This window comes from Pseudomonas sp. JUb42, from assembly GCF_024807945.1.
Lineage (GTDB): Bacteria > Pseudomonadota > Gammaproteobacteria > Pseudomonadales > Pseudomonadaceae > Aquipseudomonas.
On the sequence record NZ_JANUFD010000011.1, the window covers coordinates 227,543 to 248,004 of the forward strand.

The 20,462-nt window shown below is 60.7% G+C and carries 16 protein-coding genes; 14 read left to right on the forward strand and 2 right to left on the reverse strand.

Annotation, left to right across the window (positions count from 1 at the left end; genetic code table 11):
- Positions 1–118 precede the first annotated feature (118 nt).
- The 7 genes from M2401_RS22170 (at position 119) to M2401_RS22200 (ending at position 9,233) form a co-directional block, all read left to right on the forward strand.
- Positions 119–1,627 carry a sigma-54-dependent transcriptional regulator gene (locus tag M2401_RS22170; protein WP_259105976.1) on the forward strand — a complete coding sequence of 503 codons (1,509 nt, stop codon included), beginning with the start codon at positions 119–121 and terminating at the stop codon, positions 1,625–1,627.
- A 419-nt stretch (positions 1,628–2,046) separates the two neighbouring features.
- On the forward strand, positions 2,047–2,430 hold the full coding sequence (gene gcvH / locus M2401_RS22175) for a glycine cleavage system protein GcvH (protein ID WP_259105977.1): 384 nt from the start codon (positions 2,047–2,049) through the stop codon (positions 2,428–2,430).
- Between the two features lie 9 nt (positions 2,431–2,439).
- A complete protein-coding gene (gene gcvP, locus M2401_RS22180; RefSeq protein ID WP_259105978.1) occupies positions 2,440–5,304 on the forward strand; it encodes an aminomethyl-transferring glycine dehydrogenase in 2,865 nt (954 codons plus the stop codon).
- A gap of 171 nt (positions 5,305–5,475) precedes the next feature.
- Positions 5,476–6,852 carry an L-serine ammonia-lyase gene (locus M2401_RS22185; protein WP_259105979.1) on the forward strand — a complete coding sequence of 459 codons (1,377 nt, stop codon included), beginning with the start codon at positions 5,476–5,478 and terminating at the stop codon, positions 6,850–6,852.
- Between the two features lie 61 nt (positions 6,853–6,913).
- Positions 6,914–8,038: a glycine cleavage system aminomethyltransferase GcvT gene (gene gcvT, locus M2401_RS22190; protein WP_259105980.1), complete on the forward strand. Its 1,125-nt coding sequence runs from the start codon at positions 6,914–6,916 to the stop codon at positions 8,036–8,038.
- A gap of 397 nt (positions 8,039–8,435) precedes the next feature.
- Positions 8,436–8,648 (forward strand): cold-shock protein, encoded by a 213-nt coding sequence (locus M2401_RS22195; RefSeq protein ID WP_024689098.1) that lies wholly within the window; start codon positions 8,436–8,438, stop codon positions 8,646–8,648.
- A gap of 96 nt (positions 8,649–8,744) precedes the next feature.
- Positions 8,745–9,233: an RDD family protein gene (locus M2401_RS22200; protein ID WP_259105981.1), complete on the forward strand. Its 489-nt coding sequence runs from the start codon at positions 8,745–8,747 to the stop codon at positions 9,231–9,233.
- A 187-nt stretch (positions 9,234–9,420) separates the two neighbouring features.
- Here M2401_RS22200 and lptG read toward each other — a convergent pair whose 3' ends face one another.
- Positions 9,421–10,482, reverse strand: a complete 1,062-nt coding sequence (gene lptG / locus M2401_RS22205) for an LPS export ABC transporter permease LptG (protein ID WP_259105982.1) — start codon at positions 10,480–10,482, stop codon at positions 9,421–9,423.
- Positions 10,475–11,596 (reverse strand): LPS export ABC transporter permease LptF, encoded by a 1,122-nt coding sequence (gene lptF / locus M2401_RS22210; protein WP_259105983.1) that lies wholly within the window; start codon positions 11,594–11,596, stop codon positions 10,475–10,477. Before lptF ends, lptG begins: the two co-directional genes overlap by 8 nt.
- A gap of 322 nt (positions 11,597–11,918) precedes the next feature.
- On the opposite strand from lptF, the gene M2401_RS22215 reads away from it, so the two are divergent.
- The 7 genes from M2401_RS22215 (at position 11,919) to M2401_RS22245 (ending at position 20,443) form a co-directional block, all read left to right on the forward strand.
- Positions 11,919–13,409 (forward strand): leucyl aminopeptidase, encoded by a 1,491-nt coding sequence (locus tag M2401_RS22215; protein WP_259105984.1) that lies wholly within the window; start codon positions 11,919–11,921, stop codon positions 13,407–13,409.
- 57 nt (positions 13,410–13,466) lie between these two features.
- Positions 13,467–13,895 carry a DNA polymerase III subunit chi gene (locus tag M2401_RS22220; protein WP_259105985.1) on the forward strand — a complete coding sequence of 143 codons (429 nt, stop codon included), beginning with the start codon at positions 13,467–13,469 and terminating at the stop codon, positions 13,893–13,895.
- Between the two features lie 7 nt (positions 13,896–13,902).
- Entirely contained in the window at positions 13,903–14,322 is a 420-nt protein-coding gene (locus M2401_RS22225) for a DNA polymerase III subunit chi (protein ID WP_259105986.1), read from the forward strand.
- A gap of 239 nt (positions 14,323–14,561) precedes the next feature.
- On the forward strand, positions 14,562–17,408 hold the full coding sequence (locus M2401_RS22230) for a valine--tRNA ligase (protein WP_259105987.1): 2,847 nt from the start codon (positions 14,562–14,564) through the stop codon (positions 17,406–17,408).
- A gap of 246 nt (positions 17,409–17,654) precedes the next feature.
- Positions 17,655–18,656, forward strand: a complete 1,002-nt coding sequence (locus M2401_RS22235) for a TRAP transporter substrate-binding protein (RefSeq protein ID WP_259105988.1) — start codon at positions 17,655–17,657, stop codon at positions 18,654–18,656.
- A 6-nt stretch (positions 18,657–18,662) separates the two neighbouring features.
- Positions 18,663–19,160 (forward strand): TRAP transporter small permease, encoded by a 498-nt coding sequence (locus M2401_RS22240; protein ID WP_259105989.1) that lies wholly within the window; start codon positions 18,663–18,665, stop codon positions 19,158–19,160.
- On the forward strand, positions 19,157–20,443 hold the full coding sequence (locus M2401_RS22245; RefSeq protein ID WP_259105990.1) for a TRAP transporter large permease: 1,287 nt from the start codon (positions 19,157–19,159) through the stop codon (positions 20,441–20,443). Before M2401_RS22240 ends, M2401_RS22245 begins: the two co-directional genes overlap by 4 nt.
- The last annotated feature ends 19 nt before the right edge of the window (positions 20,444–20,462 follow it).

Below are 20,462 nucleotides of genomic sequence, written 5' to 3' on the forward strand. Positions count from 1 at the left end.
CTAAAATTGTGTCGATCATACCGACGCCTTCCCGGCTAAAGCCGGTCCCACAATGTAGAGAACCCCCACCCATCAAGGCATACTGGCGCCTTTCCTCGCCCGGAACCCTTGATCCCCCATGCGTATCCACGTCAGTTTCATCGACCGAGTCGGTATTACCCAGGAAGTCCTGGCGATCCTCGGTGGGCGCAATCTGAATCTGGATGCGGTGGAGATGGTCCCGCCCAACGTCTATATCGACGCGCCGACCCTCAGCCATCAAGTGCTCGAAGAACTCAAGGACGCGCTGTTCCGCGTGCGTGGCGTCGAGGCGATCACGGTGGTGGATATCCTTCCCGGTCAGCGTCGTCACCTGCAACTCGATGCCCTGCTCGCGGCCATGACCGATCCGGTACTGGCCCTGGACAGCGCCGGGCATGTGCTGCTGGGCAACCCGGCGCTGATCGCCTTGATTGGCCGCGACCCCACCGGTGAAGCTGTGGGCGAGTTGTTTGCCGACGCCGGGCTGCACAGCGCCCTGCTGGAAAACGGTTTCCGCCTGCCGCTGCGCGAAGTCACCCTTAATGGCGAAGCGTTGCTGCTCGATGCCACCCCCATCACCGACGCTGGGGCCCTGCTGACGCTGTATCAACCGAGCCGCATCGGCGAGCGTCTGGCGGCGCTGCACCATGATCACGCCGAAGGATTTGACGCACTGCTCGGCGAATCCCCGGCCATCCGTACCCTCAAGGCACGGGCGCAACGGGTCGCGGCCCTCGACGCACCGCTGCTGATTCAGGGCGAGACGGGCACCGGCAAGGAGCTGGTCGCCCGCGCCTGCCACGCCACCAGTGCGCGCCAGGCGGCGCCTTTTCTGGCGCTGAACTGTGCGGCCCTGCCGGAAAACCTCGCCGAAAGCGAACTGTTCGGCTACGCCCCCGGCGCCTTTACCGGCGCCCAGCGAGGCGGCAAGCCGGGACTGATGGAGCTGGCCAACCAGGGCACGGTATTTCTCGACGAGATCGGCGAAATGTCACCGTACTTGCAGGCCAAATTGCTGCGTTTTCTCAATGACGGCAGCTTCCGCCGGGTCGGCGGCGACCGTGAAGTGAAGGTCAACGTGCGCATTCTCAGCGCCACTCACCGCAATCTGGAAAAGATGGTCAGCGAGGGGACTTTCCGCGAAGACCTGTTTTACCGCCTTAACGTGCTCAACCTGGAAGTGCCGCCCCTGCGCGAACGCGGCCAGGACATCCTGCTGCTGGCGCGCTCGTTCATGGAACAGGCCTGCGCGCAGATCCAGCGCCCGGTCTGCCGCCTGGCCACCGGCACCTATCCGGCGCTGCTGGGCAATCGCTGGCCGGGTAACGTGCGGCAGCTGCAGAACGTGATCTTCCGCGCCGCCGCCATCTGCGACGGCAATCTGGTGGACATCGGCGACCTGGACATCGCCGGCACCGCCATGGCCCTGACCAGCGAGAGCGAAGTCGGCAGTCTGGAACAGGCCGTGGAAAGCTTTGAAAAAGCCCTGCTGGAAAAGCTCTACAGCGACTACCCTTCAACCCGCCAGTTGGCCGCGCGGCTACAGACCTCACATACCGCCATTGCCCATCGGCTGCGCAAGTACGGGATTCCAGGGAAATCGTGACAGAGGGAGTCTCACCCGGTGGCAAGCTGTGGGGAGCTGATTCTGTAGAAGCGAATTCATTCGCGAAGAGGCCGGTACAGCCGATGCATCATTTGCGCCTTATATACCGCCTTCGCGAATGAATTCGCTCCCACAAAAATTCACCCCAAGGTTCTGGGTGGACTCGTATCGATTTCAATACACCGTAACGAATTCATTACGACCTCAGCATATCCACGCCCGCCAAGGCCTTGATCCCCTAAGTATTTTCTAGCCGTCATCAACTGTATCGATTTCGCTACAGCCACATTAAAAATACAACTACCTAAAACGATCAAATCATTGATTTATAACGATATTTTAATATTGGCCACATTTTTGCTAAGTATTTCGCCATAACGCTCGTGCCTGTCACGAGCCCTTCACCTTGAGGAGTTTTTATGAGCGAGTTGCGTTTTACCGTTGAACACGAATGGCTGCGCGCCGAAGCCGATGGCAGTGTCACGGTCGGCATCACGCCTTACGCCCAGGAATCCCTTGGTGACGTGGTCTATGTGCAACTCCCGGAATTACAGTCCTACACTCAAGACGCCGAAGTATCGGTAGTGGAATCGGTAAAAGCTGCCAGCAGCATCAACATGCCCCTCGATGGCGAAGTGGTCGAAGTCAATTCGGCGCTGGACAGCACCCCTGAACTGGTCAACGAAGACGCCCTGGGCGCCGGCTGGTTCTTCCGCTTCATCCCACAAGATGCCAGTGCCATCGATGGCCTGATGGATCAGCAAGCCTACGACCGCCTGATCAAAGCCAACGCTGAAGCCTGAGGACCCGACATGACTGACCGTATCGAATTGAGCACCGCCAACGAATTCATCGCCCGCCATATCGGCCCGCGTGCCGCTGATGAAAGCGCCATGCTCGCGACCCTGGGCTTCGACTCGCTGCAAGCCCTGAGCGCCAGCGTCATCCCGGACAGCATCAAGGGCACCAGCGTCCTCGACCTGCCTGCCGGGCAGAGCGAAGCCGACGCCCTGGCCTCGATCAAGGCCATTGCCGGCAAGAACCAGCTGTTCAAGACCTACATCGGCCAGGGTTACTACAACACCCACACCCCGGCCCCGATCCTGCGCAACCTGCTGGAAAATCCGGCCTGGTACACCGCCTACACCCCGTATCAGCCAGAGATTTCCCAGGGCCGTCTGGAATCGCTGCTGAACTTCCAGACCCTGATCAGCGACCTCACCGGCCTGCCCATCGCCAACGCCTCGTTGCTCGATGAAGCCACTGCCGCCGCCGAGGCCATGACCTTCTGCAAGCGCCTGAGCAAGAACAAAAGCAGCACCCAGTTCTTCGCCTCCAGCCATTGCCATCCGCAGACCCTCGACGTCCTGCGCACCCGTGCCGAGCCTCTGGGCATCACTGTGGTCGTCGCCGACGAGCGCGGCCTGGACGATGTCAGCGCGTTCTTCGGCGCCCTGCTGCAATACCCGGCCAGCAATGGCGATCTGTTCGACTACCGCGAACTGGCCGAGCGTTTCCACGCCGCCGGCGCCCTGGTTGCCGTAGCCGCCGACCTGCTGGCCCTGACGCTGCTCACCCCGCCGGGCGAGTTCGGCGCCGACGTGGCCATCGGCAGCGCCCAGCGTTTCGGTGTACCGCTGGGCTTCGGTGGCCCGCACGCGGCCTACTTCTCCACCCGCGATGCGTTCAAGCGCGATATGCCGGGCCGTCTGGTCGGCGTTTCGGTTGACCGCCATGGCAAGCAAGCCCTGCGCCTGGCCATGCAGACCCGCGAACAACATATCCGTCGTGAGAAGGCCACCAGCAACATCTGCACCGCCCAGGTGCTGCTGGCCAACATCGCCAGCATGTACGCCGTCTACCACGGCCCGCAGGGTCTGACCCGCATCGCCAAGCGCGTACATCAACTGACCGCGATCTTCGCCAAGGGCCTGGGTCAACTGGGTCTGGAGATCGAGCAGTCGTTCTTCTTCGACACCGTCAGCGTGCGCACCGGCGCCCTGACCGCTGAGCTGCATGCCAAGGCGCGCGCCCAGCAGATCAACCTGCGGGAAATCGACACCGAGCGTCTGGGTCTGTCCATCGACGAAACCACCTCGCAGTCGTCAATCGAGACCCTGTGGGCGATCTTCGCCAAGCACGGCCAGAGCCTGCCGGACTTCGCAACCCTGGCTGCCAGCGTCAAGGCCCACCTGCCTGCGCCGCTGCTGCGTCAGTCGGCGATCCTCACCCATCCGGTATTCAACCGCTATCACTCGGAAACCGAGCTGATGCGCTACCTGCGCAAGCTGGCCGACAAGGACCTGGCCCTGGATCGCACCATGATCCCGCTGGGCTCGTGCACCATGAAGCTCAACGCCGCCAGCGAAATGATCCCGATCACCTGGGCCGAGTTCGGCAACCTGCACCCGTTCGCCCCCGTCGAGCAGAGCGCCGGTTATCAGCAACTGACCTTTGAGCTGGAGGCGATGCTCTGCGCCGCTACCGGCTACGACTCGATCTCCCTGCAACCCAACGCCGGCTCCCAGGGTGAATACGCAGGCCTGCTGGCCATCCGCGCTTACCACCAGAGCCGCGGCGAAGGTCGTCGTGATATCTGCCTGATTCCGTCGTCGGCCCATGGCACCAACCCGGCCACCGCCAACATGGCCGGCATGCGCGTTGTCGTCACCGCCTGCGATGCCCGTGGCAACGTCGATATCGAAGACCTGCGCGCCAAAGCCGTAGAACACCGCGAGCAACTGGCGGCGCTGATGATCACCTACCCGTCGACCCACGGCGTGTTCGAGGAAGGCATCCGCGAAATCTGCTCGGTCATTCATGACAACGGCGGCCAGGTGTACATCGACGGCGCCAACATGAACGCCATGGTCGGCCTCTGCGCCCCAGGCAAGTTCGGCGGCGACGTGTCCCACCTGAACCTGCACAAGACCTTCTGCATCCCTCACGGCGGTGGCGGCCCGGGCGTCGGCCCGATCGGCGTCAAGTCGCACCTGACCCCGTTCCTGCCCGGCCACGGCCATATGGCACGCAAGGAAGGCGCAGTCAGCGCGGCGCCGTTCGGCAGCGCCAGCATCCTGCCAATCACCTGGATGTACATCCGCATGATGGGCGGCGAAGGCCTCAAGCGCGCCTCGCAGCTGGCGATCCTCAACGCCAACTACATCGCCCGTCGCCTGGAAGAGCATTACCCAGTGCTCTACAGCGGCAGCAACGGCCTGGTGGCTCACGAGTGCATCCTCGACCTGCGTCCGCTGAAAGAAACCAGCGGCATCAGCGTCGATGACGTCGCCAAGCGCCTGATCGACTTCGGCTTCCACGCGCCGACCATGTCGTTCCCGGTCGCCGGCACCCTGATGATCGAACCGACCGAAAGCGAATCCAGGGAAGAACTGGACCGCTTCTGTGACGCCATGATCAAGATCCGCGACGAAATCCGCGCGGTGGAAAACGGCACGCTGGACAAGGACGACAACCCGCTGAAGAACGCCCCGCACACTGCGGCGGAAATCGTCGGCGAATGGACCCACAGCTACAGCCGCGAACAGGCTGTTTACCCGGTCGAATCGCTGATCGACGGCAAGTACTGGCCGCCGGTTGGCCGGGTCGACAACGTGTTCGGCGACCGTAACCTGGTCTGCGCGTGCCCATCGATCGAGAGCTATCAAGAGGCGTAACACCACAGATCCAACTGTGGGAATGCTCTATGTGGGAGCGGATTCATCCGCGAAGGCTTGATTCCAGACGATAGAAACTCATCGGATGCGCCGGCCTCTTCGCGAATGAATTCGCTCCCACAAAGTCACCTACAGGCATGAACCCTAAACAATAAAAACCGGAGCCTGATCATGTCCCTGAGTGTTTTCGACCTGTTCAAGATTGGCATCGGCCCATCCAGTTCCCACACCGTCGGTCCCATGCTTGCTGCCGTTCGCTTTGTCGAAGGGCTGCGCCGTGACGATCTGCTGCTGAGCACTGCCAGCGTCAAGGTCGAGCTGTATGGCTCGCTTGGCGCCACCGGCAAGGGCCATGGCAGCGACAAGGCGGTTCTGCTGGGCCTGGAAGGCGAATACCCGGATAGCGTGGATACCGAACACGTCGCCGAGCAACTGGCGCGCATCCGCAGCAGCGAGCGCATCAATCTGCTGGGTGAACACAGCATTGCGTTCATTGAAAAACAACATCTGGCAATGATCCGCAAACCCTTGGCCTATCACCCCAACGGCATGATCTTTCGTGCCTTTGACCAAGCCGGTTTGCAGATTCGCAGCCGCGAGTATTACTCGGTCGGTGGCGGCTTCGTCGTCGATGAAGACGCCGCCGGTGCCGACCGTATCGTCGAAGACACCACGCCGCTGACCTACCCGTTCAAGACCGGCAAGGAGTTGCTCGGCCATTGCACCACCCATGGCCTGTCCATCAGTCAGGTCATGCTGGCCAACGAAGCGGCGTGGCGCCCGGAAGCCGAAACCCGCCAGCGCCTGCTGCATATCTGGCAGGTCATGCAGGACTGCGTGGAAGCGGGTTGCCGCAACGAGGGCATCCTGCCGGGCGGGCTGAAGGTCAAGCGTCGGGCTGCGGCGCTGCACCGTCAGCTGTGCAAGAACCCGGAAGCCGCGCTGCGTGACGCGTTGTCGGTACTGGACTGGGTGAATCTGTACGCCCTGGCCGTCAACGAAGAAAACGCCAATGGCGGCCGGGTAGTCACCGCGCCTACCAACGGCGCAGCGGGGATTATCCCGGCGGTGCTGCATTACTACATGCGCTTCAACAGCGGCGCCAACGAAGACGCGGTGGTGCGCTTCCTGCTCACGGCGGCGGCCATTGGCATTCTGTACAAGGAAAACGCTTCGATTTCCGGCGCCGAGGTCGGCTGCCAGGGCGAAGTCGGCGTGGCCTGTTCCATGGCCGCCGGGGCCTTGTGTGAGGTCATGGGCGGCAATGTCCAGCAGGTGGAGAACGCCGCAGAAATCGGCATGGAACACAACCTGGGCCTGACCTGCGACCCGATTGGCGGCCTGGTGCAGGTGCCCTGCATCGAGCGCAACGCCATGGGCTCGGTGAAAGCCATCAACGCTGTGCGCATGGCCCTGCGCGGTGACGGCCAGCACTTTGTCTCTCTGGACAAAGTGATCCGCACCATGCGCCAGACCGGCGCCGACATGAAAAGCAAATACAAAGAGACCGCCCGTGGCGGGCTGGCCGTGAACATTATCGAGTGCTGAGACCGGCCTCATTCAATCGCGCTGTGCGGCCCTGTCGGCCGCTGGCACCAAGGAGTCATGCATGTCCACCGAACAACTGTTGATCACCCCGCTCCACGCCCTGCATCGCGAACTCGGCGCCAAAATGGTGCCCTTCGCCGGTTACGACATGCCCGTGCAGTACCCGGCCGGGGTCATGAAGGAACACTTGCACACCCGTGAGCAGGCAGGCCTGTTCGACGTCTCCCACATGGGCCAGATTCGCCTCACTGGCGCTGATGCCGCCAAGGCCTTGGAAACCCTGGTGCCAGTGGACATCATCGACCTGCCGGCAGGCATGCAGCGCTACGCAATGTTCACCAACGAAACAGGCGGCATCCTCGACGACCTGATGGTCGCCAACCTCGGCAACGATCAACTGATGCTGGTGGTCAATGCCGCCTGCAAAAATGAAGACCTGGCGCATCTGCGTAAGCATCTGGCCGACCACTGCACCATCGAACCGCTGTTCGAAGCCCGCGCCCTGCTGGCTCTGCAAGGCCCGGCTGCGGTCACCGTGCTGGCGCGCCTGGCACCGCCGGTGGCAAGCATGACCTTCATGCAGTTCGCCAGCGTGCAACTGCTGGGCATCGACTGCTACGTCAGCCGCTCCGGCTACACCGGCGAAGACGGCTACGAAATTTCGGTTCCGGCTGATCAGGCCGAAACCCTGGCCCGCGCCCTGCTGGCCGAGCCGGAAGTCGCGCCGATCGGCCTCGGCGCGCGTGACTCCCTGCGCCTGGAAGCCGGCCTGTGCCTGTACGGCCACGACATGAACACCGAAACCACGCCCATCGAAGCCAGCCTGCTGTGGGCCATCTCCAAGGTGCGTCGTGCCGATGGCGCCCGTGCCGGCGGCTTCCCCGGCGCCGAAATGATCTTTGCCCAACAGAAAGGCGGCGTGGCGCGCAAGCGCATCGGCCTGTTGCCGCAGGAGCGCACTCCGGTGCGTGAAGGCGCGGAAATCGTCGACGCCGACGGCACCGTGATCGGCAGCGTCTGCAGCGGCGGCTTCGGTCCGACGCTGGGTGGGCCGTTGGCCATGGGTTATGTCGACAGTGCCTTCAACGCACTGGAAACACCGGTCTGGGCCATTGTGCGCGGCAAAAAAGTTGCGATGTTGGTCAGCAAAATGCCGTTTGTACCGCAGCGTTATTTCCGCGGCTAAGAGCTGACGGCAAAGAAAGGGGTGTAACAGTATTGCCCCAATACTGTTACATCATTACTCACTCGGCATACCCAAAGAGCACTGTTTATGAGCAGTGCACGCACTAGCAAAGTGCGTCAAAGAGTTAAAAACTATCGATCCGGCACCTTCAGTAAAAGTTTTTAAAAAGTCGACGAAACCGCCTGAAACCGGGGCTGATACGGGGGCTTGTTTTTGTAACAAGAGTTAGCGTAGAGTTTCCTGACTGTGTTTGCAAAGGTCGCTTGGATCGTGACCTGGGCAGTAGCTCTAAGCTTTGCTACATCCCGTTCTACGTGTCTTACTTCCTGCAACCAGCCCAGTACTCTTTCGTGTGAAAGGGACTGTCATCAATTCTAAGTTCCAAGGAAATAAGAAAATGTCTACACGTCAGAGCGGTACCGTCAAGTGGTTTAACGACGAGAAGGGTTTTGGTTTTATCACTCCAGAAAGCGGTCCGGATCTGTTCGTGCACTTCCGCGCTATTCAGGGCAACGGTTTCAAGAGCCTGAAAGAAGGCCAAAAAGTGACCTTCATCGCTGTGCAGGGCCAGAAAGGCATGCAAGCTGATGAGGTTCAAGCTGAAGCGTAAGCCTCAGTGATGAAAAAGCCCTTGATGCTGACATCAGGGGCTTTTTTTTGCGTGCAATTTCGTAGAATCCGGTTTTTCGTGACCGAGACATAGCTCATGTCGAAACACCTGCTGCGCCCTCAAGGCAGCTTTCCTGCCGCAAGCCTGGGCCGACGCCTGGCCGCTATCTTCTACGACGCCTTTCTGTGCCTGGCACTGCTGATGGTCACCGCACTGGCCTACAAACTGGTGCTGATGGGTTTTGTCGGCGAAGCGAAGCTCAAGGCGATGTCAGAGTCCGGTTCGCTGGACGGCGATCCGTTGTTGTCGACCATTCTGTTTTTCGTGCTGTTCGCCTTCTTCGCCAAGTTCTGGACCCACTCGGGGCAGACCCTGGGCATGCAGGTCTGGGGGATTCGCGTGCAGAACGCCGATGGCACCGGGATCAGCCTGACCCAGGCCCTGCTGCGCTTCATGATCGCCATCGCCTCGTGGCTATGCCTGGGGCTGGGTTTTATCTGGGCGTTGTTCGACAAGCAGAACCGCAGCTGGCATGACCGGTATTCCAACAGCCAGTTGGTGAGGGTGCCGAAGCAGAAGAAATAAAAAAGCCGACCAGGGTCGGCTTGTTGAAGCGAGGCTTGCCAGCGAACTCCGTGGGATGCGAAGTGTGGGAGCGAATTCATTCGCGAAAACGGTGAATCAACCGATGAAAATCCGTCGCGTGTACCGGCTTCTTCGCGAATGAATTCGCTCCCACAGAATTCACTCCCCACCAGGTCGTTCTTGGGTGCTAGCCCGCCCTACGCAATAACCAGATCCCCGCCAAGGCGCAGACCCCGGCAGGCACCAGCACCGCGAACAGCGGCGAGAAGCCGAATACCAGGCTCGACGGCCCCAGCAGGTCCTGGAAGATGCGGAAGGTGAAGCCCACCAGCACACCGGTAAATACTCGCTGGCCAAGGGTCACCGAACGCAGCGGGCCGAAGATGAACGAGATCGCCATCAACACCAGCGCCACCGTCACCAGCGGCTGCAGCACTTTGGTCCAGAACGCCAGCCAATATTTACCATTGGCCAGCCCCTGATCAGCGAGATAGTGGGAATAGCCCCACAAGCCGCTGATCGACAGGGACTCCGGCGGCAATACCACGGTGCTCAACAGCTGCGGGCTGAGGGCGATTTCCCAATGCTCAGAAGGCACGTTGATGACTTCGGTCTTGTCCTTGCGGAAATAGGTCGTTGTAACGTCGGTCAATTCCCAGGCGTTGTGCTTGTAATTGGCCTGCTTGGCAAAGCTCGAGGTCAGCATGTGCCGCTCGCCGTCGAAGCTGTAGCGGGTCACGCCATACAACAGGCCGTTGGGTTGCACGGTGTTGATATGGATGAACTCCTGCCCCTGGCGGTGCCACAGGCCATGCCTGGAACTCTGCGCATCACCGGTGCCCTGGGCCAGGGAGCGGTTTGACTGGGCAATGTTCTCGGTAACCGGCGCAACGTACTCACCGATCAACAGCCCCGCGACCATCAGCACCAGCATGGGCTTCATCACCGCCCAGACGATACGGCCGATGGAAACCCCGGCCGCGCGCATGATGGTCAGTTCGCTGCTGCTCGCCAGGCTGCCCAAACCGATCAGGCAGCCGATCAGCGCCGCCATCGGCAACATGTCGTACATGCGGCGCGGCGCGGTCAGCGTGACGAAACTGAGGACATCCATGAGGGTATAGGTGTCGCTGACGTCGGCCATCTCATCGATAAAGGCAAACAGCGAAGCCAGGCCAAGAATCACGCCCAGCACACCGATGATGGCGACGAAGACGCTCTTGCCGATATAGCGATCAATCTTAACCACGGGTCACCTCCGCTGCAGCGCGGCGGCTGGCCATCTTCAGGCGCAGAGGTTCCCAGTACAGCAGCACCAGTCCGATCGCCAGGAATATCCCATGCACCCACCACAGGCCCAGGCTCATCGGCAGCTTGCCGCGCTCAAGCGCGCCACGGGCAGCGATAAGGATCGTCAGGTAAGCCATATAAAGAAGGATCGCCGGCAGCAGCTTCAGGAAACGCCCCTGACGCGGGTTGACCCGGGCCAGCGGCACGGCCATGAGGGTCACGATAAAGACCAGGATCGGCAGGGAAATGCGCCATTGCAGCTCGGCCTTGTAGCGCGGCGTCGGGTTGCCGATCAGCTCGCTGGTGGCGATGGCGTCACGGTCGGTGATTTCATCGCTGATATCGGGCTTGGGCAGCAGCGCGCCGTAAGTGTCGTACTTGATCGCCCGATAATCGGCTTCACCGGGGTTGCCGTCATAGCGGTAGCCATTTTCCAGGATCAGGAAGCGGCTGCCGTCAGGCTTGATTTCCTGGTGGCCCTTTTCCGCGACCAGCACCGTGATGCCGTGGTCCTTGGATTTCTCGCCGGCAATGCGTTTTTCCGTAATGAACACACCGCCCAGCTTGATCCGGTCATCGGAGAGCTCTTCGGTGTAGGTCACGCGGCTGCCGTCGCGCAGGGTCTGGAAGCGGCCCGGCACCAGGGTGTCGAACTCGGTCAGGGCGTCCTGCTTGTTGATCAACATGGCGAACTGCGTCGCCCCCAGTGGCGCCAGGCTGAAGCTCAGCCAGGCCACCAGCAGGCCCACCACCAGGGCCGGGGCCATGGTGATGCGCAGCAGACGTTGCTGGCTCATGCCGGTGGCGGCGAGCACAGTCATTTCACTTTCCAGGTACAGGCGCCCGTAGGACAGCAGGATCCCGAGGAACAGCCCCAGGGGCAGGATCAACTGCATGAAGCCCGGCAGGCGATAGCCCATGATCAGGAACAGCGCGCTGGGGTCCAGTTGCCCCGAGGCGGCCTGGGCCAGATATTTGATGAAGCGCCCGCTCATGATGATGACCAGCAGCACGGCGCTGACCGCACCCATGGTAACCAGCACTTCCCGGGACAGATAACGAAAAACAATCAAACCGGACACTCCAGAGTTGTCAGGCTCAGGCAGCCGAACAAGGGAAAAATGATCGAACGGAACACGAATGGTATGAGCAAGACAGGCATGAACCGTGAAAAAATATGCGGCATTATCCAGTGAATGAGGGTGTCTGTCACTGCGCACGCCGGATACTTCGTACAAGGTCGTCCTACATCCCCGCCTGCCAAGTGGGCTACGGGCTTGTCAGCGGTCGTGCCGCAGGGTCAAACTGCGGGCCAGCCGTTGGTACGCATGTGATAGACGTACCGCGCACCTTATTTAATCGGCGATAGCACATCGCCCTTTCGGGGACCCCGACATGGAATTGGTTGTTAAAAGCGTCAGCCCAGAAACATTGAAGACCGCCACTCTGGTCATTGCAGTAGGCGAAGGCCGCACCCTTGGTGACGTAGCGAAAAGCGTAGACACCCTCAGCGGCGGCGCCATCAGTGCCGTGCTCAAGCGCGGCGACCTGCAAGGCAAGGTCGGCCAGAGCCTGCTGCTGCACAGCCTGCCCAACCTCAAGGCCGAGCGCGTGCTGCTGGTTGGCAGCGGTAAAGATGAAGCATTGTCTGACCGCCAATTCAAAAAAATCGTCAGTGGCGTGCTGTCGACTCTTAAAGGCCTGGGCGGCACTGACGCAGCCCTGGCGCTGGATCATCTGACCGTCAAGAATCGCGAAGCCTACGGCAAGGCCCGCCTGCTGGTGGAAACCCTGGCCGATGGCGAATACGTCTTCGACCAGTTCAAGAGCCAGAAAGCCGAACCGCGCGCCCTGAAGAAAATCACCCTGCTGACCGCCAAGGCCAGCGCTACGGACGTCGAACGCGCCGCGACCCACGCCCAGGCAATCGCTGCCGGCATGGCATTCACCCGTACCCTTGGCAACATGCCGCCGAACATCTGCCACCCGACTTACCTCGGTGAGCAGGCCAAGGCCCTGGGCAAAGCCCACAAGAACCTGAAAGTCGAAGTGCACGACGAGAAAAAACTCGCCGAGTTGGGCATGGGTTCGTTCCTCGCCGTGGCCCAAGGCAGCGCCCAGCCGCCGCGCCTGATCGTGATGAACTACCAGGGCGGCAAGAAAAGCGAGAAGCCGTTCGTGCTGGTCGGCAAAGGCATCACCTTCGATACCGGCGGCATCAGCATCAAGCCAGCCGCTGCAATGGATGAAATGAAATTCGACATGTGCGGCGCCGCCAGCGTATTCGGCACCCTGCGTGCCGTGCTGGAACTGCAACTGCCGATCAACCTGGTGTGCATCATCGCCGCAGCCGAGAACATGCCGAGCGGCACCGCAACTCGCCCGGGCGATATCGTCACTACCATGAGCGGCCAGACCGTGGAAATCCTCAACACCGACGCCGAAGGCCGTCTGGTGCTGTGCGATGCCCTGACCTACGCCGAACGCTTCAAGCCACAGGCGGTAATCGACATCGCGACCCTGACCGGCGCTTGCGTCGTCGCGCTGGGCGGTCACACATCCGGGCTGCTGGGCAACAACGACACCCTGATCAACCAGTTGCTCGATGCGGGCAAGCTGGCTGACGACCGTGCCTGGCAACTGCCGCTGTTCGACGAATACCAGGAGCAACTGGACAGCCCGTTCGCCGACATCGCCAACATCGGCGGGCCGAAAGGCGGCACCATCACCGCTGCGTGCTTCCTGTCGCGCTTCGCCAAGTCCTTCGACTGGGCGCACCTGGACATCGCCGGCACCGCATGGCTGAGCGGCGGCAAGGACAAGGGCGCCACTGGCCGTCCGGTTCCGTTGCTGACTCAGTACCTGCTGGACCGCGTCGGCGCTTAAAGCCTCGCAACCCTGCCGGGCTATCTATAAGAGCCCGGCAGGCCTTCTGGACATGCCATGACCCAAGTCGATTTCTACATCCTGCCCAGCGCCGATCCCGTCGCGCGCCTGGATTTTGCCTGCAAGCTGACCGACAAAGCCTGGCGCCTGGGGCACAAGGTCTATCTGCACTGCAGCGATGCCGCGCAGCGCGAAGAACTGGATGCCCGCCTGTGGCGCTTCAAGGGCGAAGCCTTCGTGCCCCACGGCAGTGCCGAAGACGACCATGACGCAGCGGTAGTGCTGGGCCTGGGCGACGATGCCGGTGCGCATCAGGACCTGCTGGTCAATCTCGACCTGCGCATCCCGGCGTTCTTCAAGAACTTTGCCCGTGTAGCCGAGATTGTCGTCGAAGACCCGGCAATTCGTCTGGCCGCGCGAGAGAGTTTCCGCTTCTACCGCGAACAGGGCTATCCTCTGCAGGATCACCGTCTACAGCGTCTTTGAGTAACCGATGGACACTTCAAAACCTCAGAAAGAAGCCGCACACCTGCTGGACGATCTTGAATCGATCCGCCAATTGCTCGGCGATGAATCCCAGCCAGCCCCCGCCTCTTCGGGCGAAACCCAGATTCCCCTGCTGTTCGATGTGGTCGGCGCCCAGCCCAACCTGACGCCCGAACTGGACTTCGACAGCGACGACAGCCGCATCCCCACCCTGACCCCGACACCCGCGCCCACTCCGGTACCAGCGCCGAAAAAACCGGCCGTCAGCAAGGCCGACGCCCTGCTGCATCTGGATCGCGAACTGCGCGACGCCGCGCAACTGATCATGCAAGACGTGATCGACGACTTCGCCCCGCATATCGAGACCGAGATCAAGCGGCGACTGGATGTAAGGTTGGAGCGACTTCTGAGCCAGTATCAGGATTGACCCATAGCTGCGGTTGATCGGGACCTTGTGGGAGCGAGGCTTGCCCGCGAAGACTGCTTATGACGCTCAGCAAATGTCTTGGCTGCCCCGTCCTCTTCGCGGGCAAGCCTCGCTCCAACGGTTTACCCTCACAAAGCGACTTTTTACCGCTCATCATCGCCCCGCTCTACGCCCCGACGCTCATCCTCGCTATACTTGTCGGCTTTCCCGAATTAATGCCAATCAGGTTCCCGCCGCGCATGGACAAGACCTACCAGCCGCACGCCATCGAAACTTCCTGGTATCAGACCTGGGAGTCCGAGAATTACTTCGCTCCGCAGGGCGCGGGTGACTCGTACACCATCATGATCCCGCCGCCGAACGTGACCGGCAGCCTGCACATGGGCCACGGTTTCAACAACGCGATCATGGACGCCCTGATCCGTTTCCGCCGCATGCAGGGTCGCAACACCCTGTGGCAGCCGGGCACCGACCACGCCGGTATCGCCACGCAAATGCTGGTAGAGCGCCAACTCGAAGCCCAAGGCCAGAACCGCCACGAACTGGGTCGCGAGAAATTCCTGGAAAAAATCTGGGAATGGAAAGACCAGTCCGGTGGCAACATCAGCCGCCAGATTCGCCGTCTGGGCTCGTCCGTAGACTGGAGCCGCGAGCGTTTCACCATGGACGACGGCCTGTCCGACGCGGTCAAGGAAGCCTTCGTGCGCCTGCATGAAGACGGCCTGATCTACCGCGGCAAGCGCCTGGTCAACTGGGACACCAAGCTGCACACGGCGATTTCCGATCTGGAAGTGGAAAACCACGACGAGAAAGGCTTCCTGTGGAACCTGCGCTACCCCCTGGCTGACGGCGCGAAAACCGCTGAAGGCCTGGATTACCTGATCGTTGCCACCACCCGCCCGGAAACCATGCTCGGCGACGCCGCCGTCGCGGTAAACCCTTCGGACGAGCGCTACAAGGCGCTGATCGGCAAGTTCGTCGAACTGCCCCTGGTCGGCCGTCGTATCCCGATCATCGCCGACGACTACTGCGATCCTGAATTCGGCACCGGCTGCGTGAAAATCACCCCGGCCCACGATTTCAACGACTATGAAGTCGGCAAGCGCCATAACCTGCCGTTGCTGAACATCTTCGACAAGAACGCCGCCGTACTCCCGGCCGCCCAGGTATTCAACCTCGACGGCACCCTCAACGAGAGCATCGACGGCGCTCTGCCTGCGCAATACGCCGGTCTGGATCGTTTCGAGGCACGCAAGCAGATCGTCGCCGCGTTCGACGCCGCCGGCCTGCTGGTCAGCGTTGACGACCATGGCCTGAAAGTACCGAAGGGCGACCGCTCCGGCACCATCATCGAGCCATGGCTGACCGACCAGTGGTATGTCTCCACCAAGCCGTTGGCTGAACCGGCCATCGCCGCCGTGGAAGATGGCCGCATCGCCTTCGTGCCCAAACAATACGAGAACATGTACTTCTCCTGGATGCGCGATATCCAGGACTGGTGCATCAGCCGCCAGCTGTGGTGGGGCCACCGTATCCCGGCCTGGTACGACGAGTCCGGCAAGGTTTATGTCGGCCGCGACGAAGCCGAAGTGCGCGCCAAACACAACCTCGGCCCGGACATTGCCCTGCAGCAGGACAACGACGTACTCGACACCTGGTTCAGCTCGGGCCTGTGGACGTTCTCCACCCTCGGCTGGCCGGAAAAGACCAAGGCGCTGGAAACCTTCCACTCCACCGACGTATTGGTCACCGGCTTCGACATCATTTTCTTCTGGGTCGCCCGGATGATCATGCTCACCATGCACCTGGTGAAGAACGAAGACGGCACCCCGCAGGTTCCGTTCAAGACGGTCTACGTCCACGGTTTGGTCCGCGATGGCCAGGGCCAGAAGATGTCCAAGTCCAAGGGCAATGTCCTTGACCCGCTGGATATCGTCGACGGTATCGACCTGGAAACGCTGGTCCAGAAACGCACCAGCGGCATGATGCAGCCGCAACTGGCCAAGAAGATCGAGAAGCAGACCCGCCAGGAGTTCGCCGACGGCATCGCCAGCTACGGCACCGACGCCCTGCGCTTCACCTTCTGCTCCCTGGCGTCCACCGGTCGCGACATCAAGTTCGACATGGGCCGCGTCGAAGGCTATCGCAACTTCTGCAACAAGATCTGGAACGCCGCCCGCTACGTGCTGGACAAGGGCGAGGACTGCGGCCAGAACGGCGAAGAAGTTGAACTGTCGCTGGCTGATCGCTGGATCATCTCGCAGCTGCAACGCACCGAAGCCGAAGTGACCCGCCAACTGGATCAGTTCCGTTTCGACCTGGCCGCCCAGGCCCTGTACGAGTTCATCTGGAACCAGTACTGCGACTGGTACCTGGAATTGTCCAAGCCTGTGCTGTGGGACGAAACCGCACCGATCGAACGTCAGCGCGGCACCCGCCGTACTCTGGTACGCGTACTCGAAGTGGCCCTGCGTCTGGCACACCCGTTCATGCCCTTCATCACCGAAGAAATCTGGCAGCGCCTGGCGCCGCTGGCGGGCGCGAGCGGCAAGACCATCATGCTGCAACCCTGGCCGGTGGCCAACGAAGCACGCATCGACGAAGCCGCCGAGAACGACATCGAATGGCTCAAGGGCCTGATGCTCGGCGTGCGTAACATTCGCGGGGAAATGAACATCGGCCCGGGCAAGCCGCTGCAACTGTTCCTCAAGAACGTCAGCGCCGAAGACCAGCGTCGCCTCAGCGAAAACGACTACCTGCTGAAAAAGCTGGCCAAGCTCGAGTCCATCACTGTCTTGGCCGCAGGCGCCGAAGCACCGCTGTCCGCGACCGCCCTGGTCGGCGAAATGGAAGTGCTGGTGCCCATGGCCGGCCTGATCGACAAGGGCGCGGAACTTGCGCGCCTGGACAAGGAAATCCAGCGCCTGCAAGGCGAAGTGCAACGCGTGGGCGGCAAGCTGTCCAACGCGGCCTTCGTCGACAAGGCGCCGCCAGAGGTGATCGCCAAGGAACGCGCCAAGCTGACCGAGGCCGAACAGGCCCTGGGCAAATTGGCCGAGCAGCATGCGCGGATTGCCAGTTTGTAAGCCTGTACGGTGGTCGTTGCGCTGACAAGAGAGAGGCCCTTCACGGGCCTCTTTTTTTTGCTTTGAAAATAACCAACCCGTCAAACAATTAAAATTAAAATCCATGAAAATCAATAACTTATTGAATTATATTAATAATCGTATGGTGGTATTTATGATCTTAATGAGCAAAAGGCCAGCATTTATTGACTTGAAATCCCACGCATCGGATAACTCTTGCAGACAGCAATCGGCGGAGTATTCGAAATGTTTGCAGCATTCCAAGGCAATTCCCGGTTATCCGGTTTCAAGCGTACGGTCCTGGGCCTGGCTCTGCTTTCGTGCATGAGCACGGCCATGGCTGAGCAAACCTTGCGCCTGGCTCATGCCTCGAGCAGCGACAGCCTGATCAATCAGGCGATGATCAAGTTCGCCGCGCAGGTCAGCGCCGAAACCAAGGGTGACCTGAAAATCCAGATTTACCCGGACGGCCAGTTGGGTGATGAAGCTCCGATTGTCGACTCGGTGGGTGCCGGTGCGATCGACATCGGCCTGGGGGGATCGGTGGATGGCATCGATCCCAAGCTCAACGCTCTGTCCTTGCCGTTCCTGTTCAAGGATGAAAAAAGCGTCCACGCTTACCTCGACAGCCCGGCGGGCAAGCAGTTTCTTACGATGGGCCACGACAACGGCTTTATGATGCTTACCGCGCTGGACTCGGGGTTTCGTCAATTTGCCAATAGCAAGCACCCCATCATTAATCCCGCCGATCTCGCTGGCCTGAAGATTCGCACCCCGCCCAACCCTGTGATCCTGACCACCATCAAGCAACTGGGTGCTTTGGGGCAGTCAATTCCATTCGGTGAGGTCTACACCTCGCTGCAAGCCGGGGTAGTGGACGGGGTGGAACCGGAGCTTCGGGATTTCTACGATCAGAAATGGTACGAAGTGGCGAAAAACGTCTCGGTGTCCAACTACATCTGGTCAGCCAACTTCTGGTTCATCAACAAGGACAAATACGACAGTCTTAGCGCCGCTGACCGTACCGCACTCAATCATGCGGTCGCCGACACGACATCCTGGTATCGCGCTCAACTGGATGACGTCTACGCCAAAATCCAGAAGGAAATGGAAGCCAAGGGGGTCAAGTTCAACCAGGTCGACACCACTGCATTCCGTAGCCTGAGCAAGCCTGTCTATGAGCATTTCGGGGCCGTCTGGGGTCCTGACTTCGTCGAGAAACTTCGCCACGATGCCCAGGGCGAGTGACTGATCATGTCGACCGCCCTGCCCTCTGAGCAAACGCCCCACTACTGGCCCGAGCGCGTACTGTCGGTGATCGGCGTCGCGATGTTCATCGTAACGTTCATCTCGACGTTGGCGGGTGTCTTCGCCCGCTATTTCGGCCTTCACGGCTTCGAATGGTCGTTCGAAATAGCCACGATGAGCTTTGTCTGGGTCACGTTTATCGGCGCCGTGATTGCCGAACTGCGCCACGAGAACGTCAGCTTCCAGGGCCTGGTGTCGCTGTTGCCAGGCAAAATGCAGCGTGGGCTCGAAGCGCTCGGCTGTCTGACGCTATTAATCATCAGTATCTGGCTGCTGATCAGCGGCAGTGCCGCGATCAGCCGCGGCTGGACGTTACCCACACCCGTGCTGCGCTGGCCATCCGGGCTGACCATGCTGGCCCTGATCAGTGCCTCAGCCATGCTGGCGATCATTGCTCTGGTGCGGTTATGGGTCATGTTCAACCGCCGGGAGAAAGCCCTGTGACCGTTCTGATTCTTTTTCTGGCGTTCTTCTGCCTGCTGATGGCCGGCGTACCGGTGGTCTGGGCCATGGCGGGAGGCAGCATTGCCGCCCTGGCCCTGGGCGATCTGCACATGCCTTGGTCATGGCTGGCGCAGCAGGCTGTGCGCGGTGCCGATTCATCCACCCTCGCCTCGATTCCGCTGTTTCTACTGGCCGGCGAGTTAATGAATCGGGGTGGACTGACCGTGCGCATCATGCGCATCGCCGAACATTGCTTCGGGCGCATGCGCGGCGGGCTCGGGCCGGTCAACGTGGCCACGGCTTTTGTCTATGGCGGTCTGACCGGATCGGCGACAGCAGACACCGGCACCGTTGCCAAAGTCATGATTCCGGTCATGGAGGCCAGGGGTTATCCAAGGGCATTCGCGGCGGCAGTCACGGCCGCATCGGGAACACTGGGCATTATCGTGCCACCCAGCGTGATCCTGATCCTCTATGGCGTGTTGACCAACACCTCCATTGGCGGCCTGTTCATGGCCGGAGTGTTTCCGGGCGTCATGCTTGCCGCAACGTTCATGATCACCGCCTACATCATTGGTGTGCGCCAGAACTTTCCGAAAAGCGACGAACGCTTCGATGCGCTCGCCCTGCTGCGCGATCTGTGGAGCGCGTCGCCCGCGTTATTGATGCCCGTCATGGTGCTGGGCTCCATCGTCAGCGGCTTTGCCACTGCAACTGAAGCCGCATCGCTGTCAGTACTGTATGCGATCTTCGTCGGCACGGTGATCTATCGGCAACTGGCGTGGAAAGATCTGTTCCCGGCCATTACCGAGGCTGTGACCATCACCGGTTCGGTGATGATCATCATGGCTGTGGCTATGCCTTTCGGCTGGATTCTGACCTTCGAACTTGTCCCGCACACCGTGGCTTCATGGATCGTCAACCTGCATACCGGGCCTATTGCGACAATTTTGCTGGTGGTGCTGGTACTCAAGGTTGTTGGCTTCTGGCTCGATCTGGGTCCGGCGATGATCATCCTCGCGCCCATTCTGGTGCCTATCGCCAAGACCGCCGGGTTCGATCCGTATCAGATAGGCCTGATCTTCACCATGACCCTGGGCTGGGGGCTGTTCACCCCACCTATCGGCACCAACATCTTTGTGGTGTGTAACGTTGGGCGTGTCGACATCGGCGCAGTATCGCGTCAGTTGATTCCGTTCTGGTTCGCCACCGCCATCGCCATCGCTCTGTTGATTGCCTTCCCAAGCCTGACCCAATGGCTGCCACGCATCACGGGCTACTGATTCCTTTAAATTTCCCGGG

Coding starts and splice junctions, on each gene's coding strand:
- M2401_RS22200 (WP_259105981.1), top strand. CDS start 8,745: ATGTCGAAACACCTGCTGCGCCCTCAAGGCAGCTTTCCTGCCGCAAGC.
- gcvH (WP_259105977.1), top strand. CDS start 2,047: ATGAGCGAGTTGCGTTTTACCGTTGAACACGAATGGCTGCGCGCCGAA.
- M2401_RS22215 (WP_259105984.1), top strand. CDS start 11,919: ATGGAATTGGTTGTTAAAAGCGTCAGCCCAGAAACATTGAAGACCGCC.
- M2401_RS22225 (WP_259105986.1), top strand. CDS start 13,903: ATGGACACTTCAAAACCTCAGAAAGAAGCCGCACACCTGCTGGACGAT.
- M2401_RS22195 (WP_024689098.1), top strand. CDS start 8,436: ATGTCTACACGTCAGAGCGGTACCGTCAAGTGGTTTAACGACGAGAAG.
- M2401_RS22220 (WP_259105985.1), top strand. CDS start 13,467: ATGACCCAAGTCGATTTCTACATCCTGCCCAGCGCCGATCCCGTCGCG.
- M2401_RS22230 (WP_259105987.1), top strand. CDS start 14,562: ATGGACAAGACCTACCAGCCGCACGCCATCGAAACTTCCTGGTATCAG.
- gcvP (WP_259105978.1), top strand. CDS start 2,440: ATGACTGACCGTATCGAATTGAGCACCGCCAACGAATTCATCGCCCGC.
- M2401_RS22240 (WP_259105989.1), top strand. CDS start 18,663: ATGTCGACCGCCCTGCCCTCTGAGCAAACGCCCCACTACTGGCCCGAG.
- gcvT (WP_259105980.1), top strand. CDS start 6,914: ATGTCCACCGAACAACTGTTGATCACCCCGCTCCACGCCCTGCATCGC.
- M2401_RS22185 (WP_259105979.1), top strand. CDS start 5,476: ATGTCCCTGAGTGTTTTCGACCTGTTCAAGATTGGCATCGGCCCATCC.
- M2401_RS22170 (WP_259105976.1), top strand. CDS start 119: ATGCGTATCCACGTCAGTTTCATCGACCGAGTCGGTATTACCCAGGAA.
- M2401_RS22235 (WP_259105988.1), top strand. CDS start 17,655: ATGTTTGCAGCATTCCAAGGCAATTCCCGGTTATCCGGTTTCAAGCGT.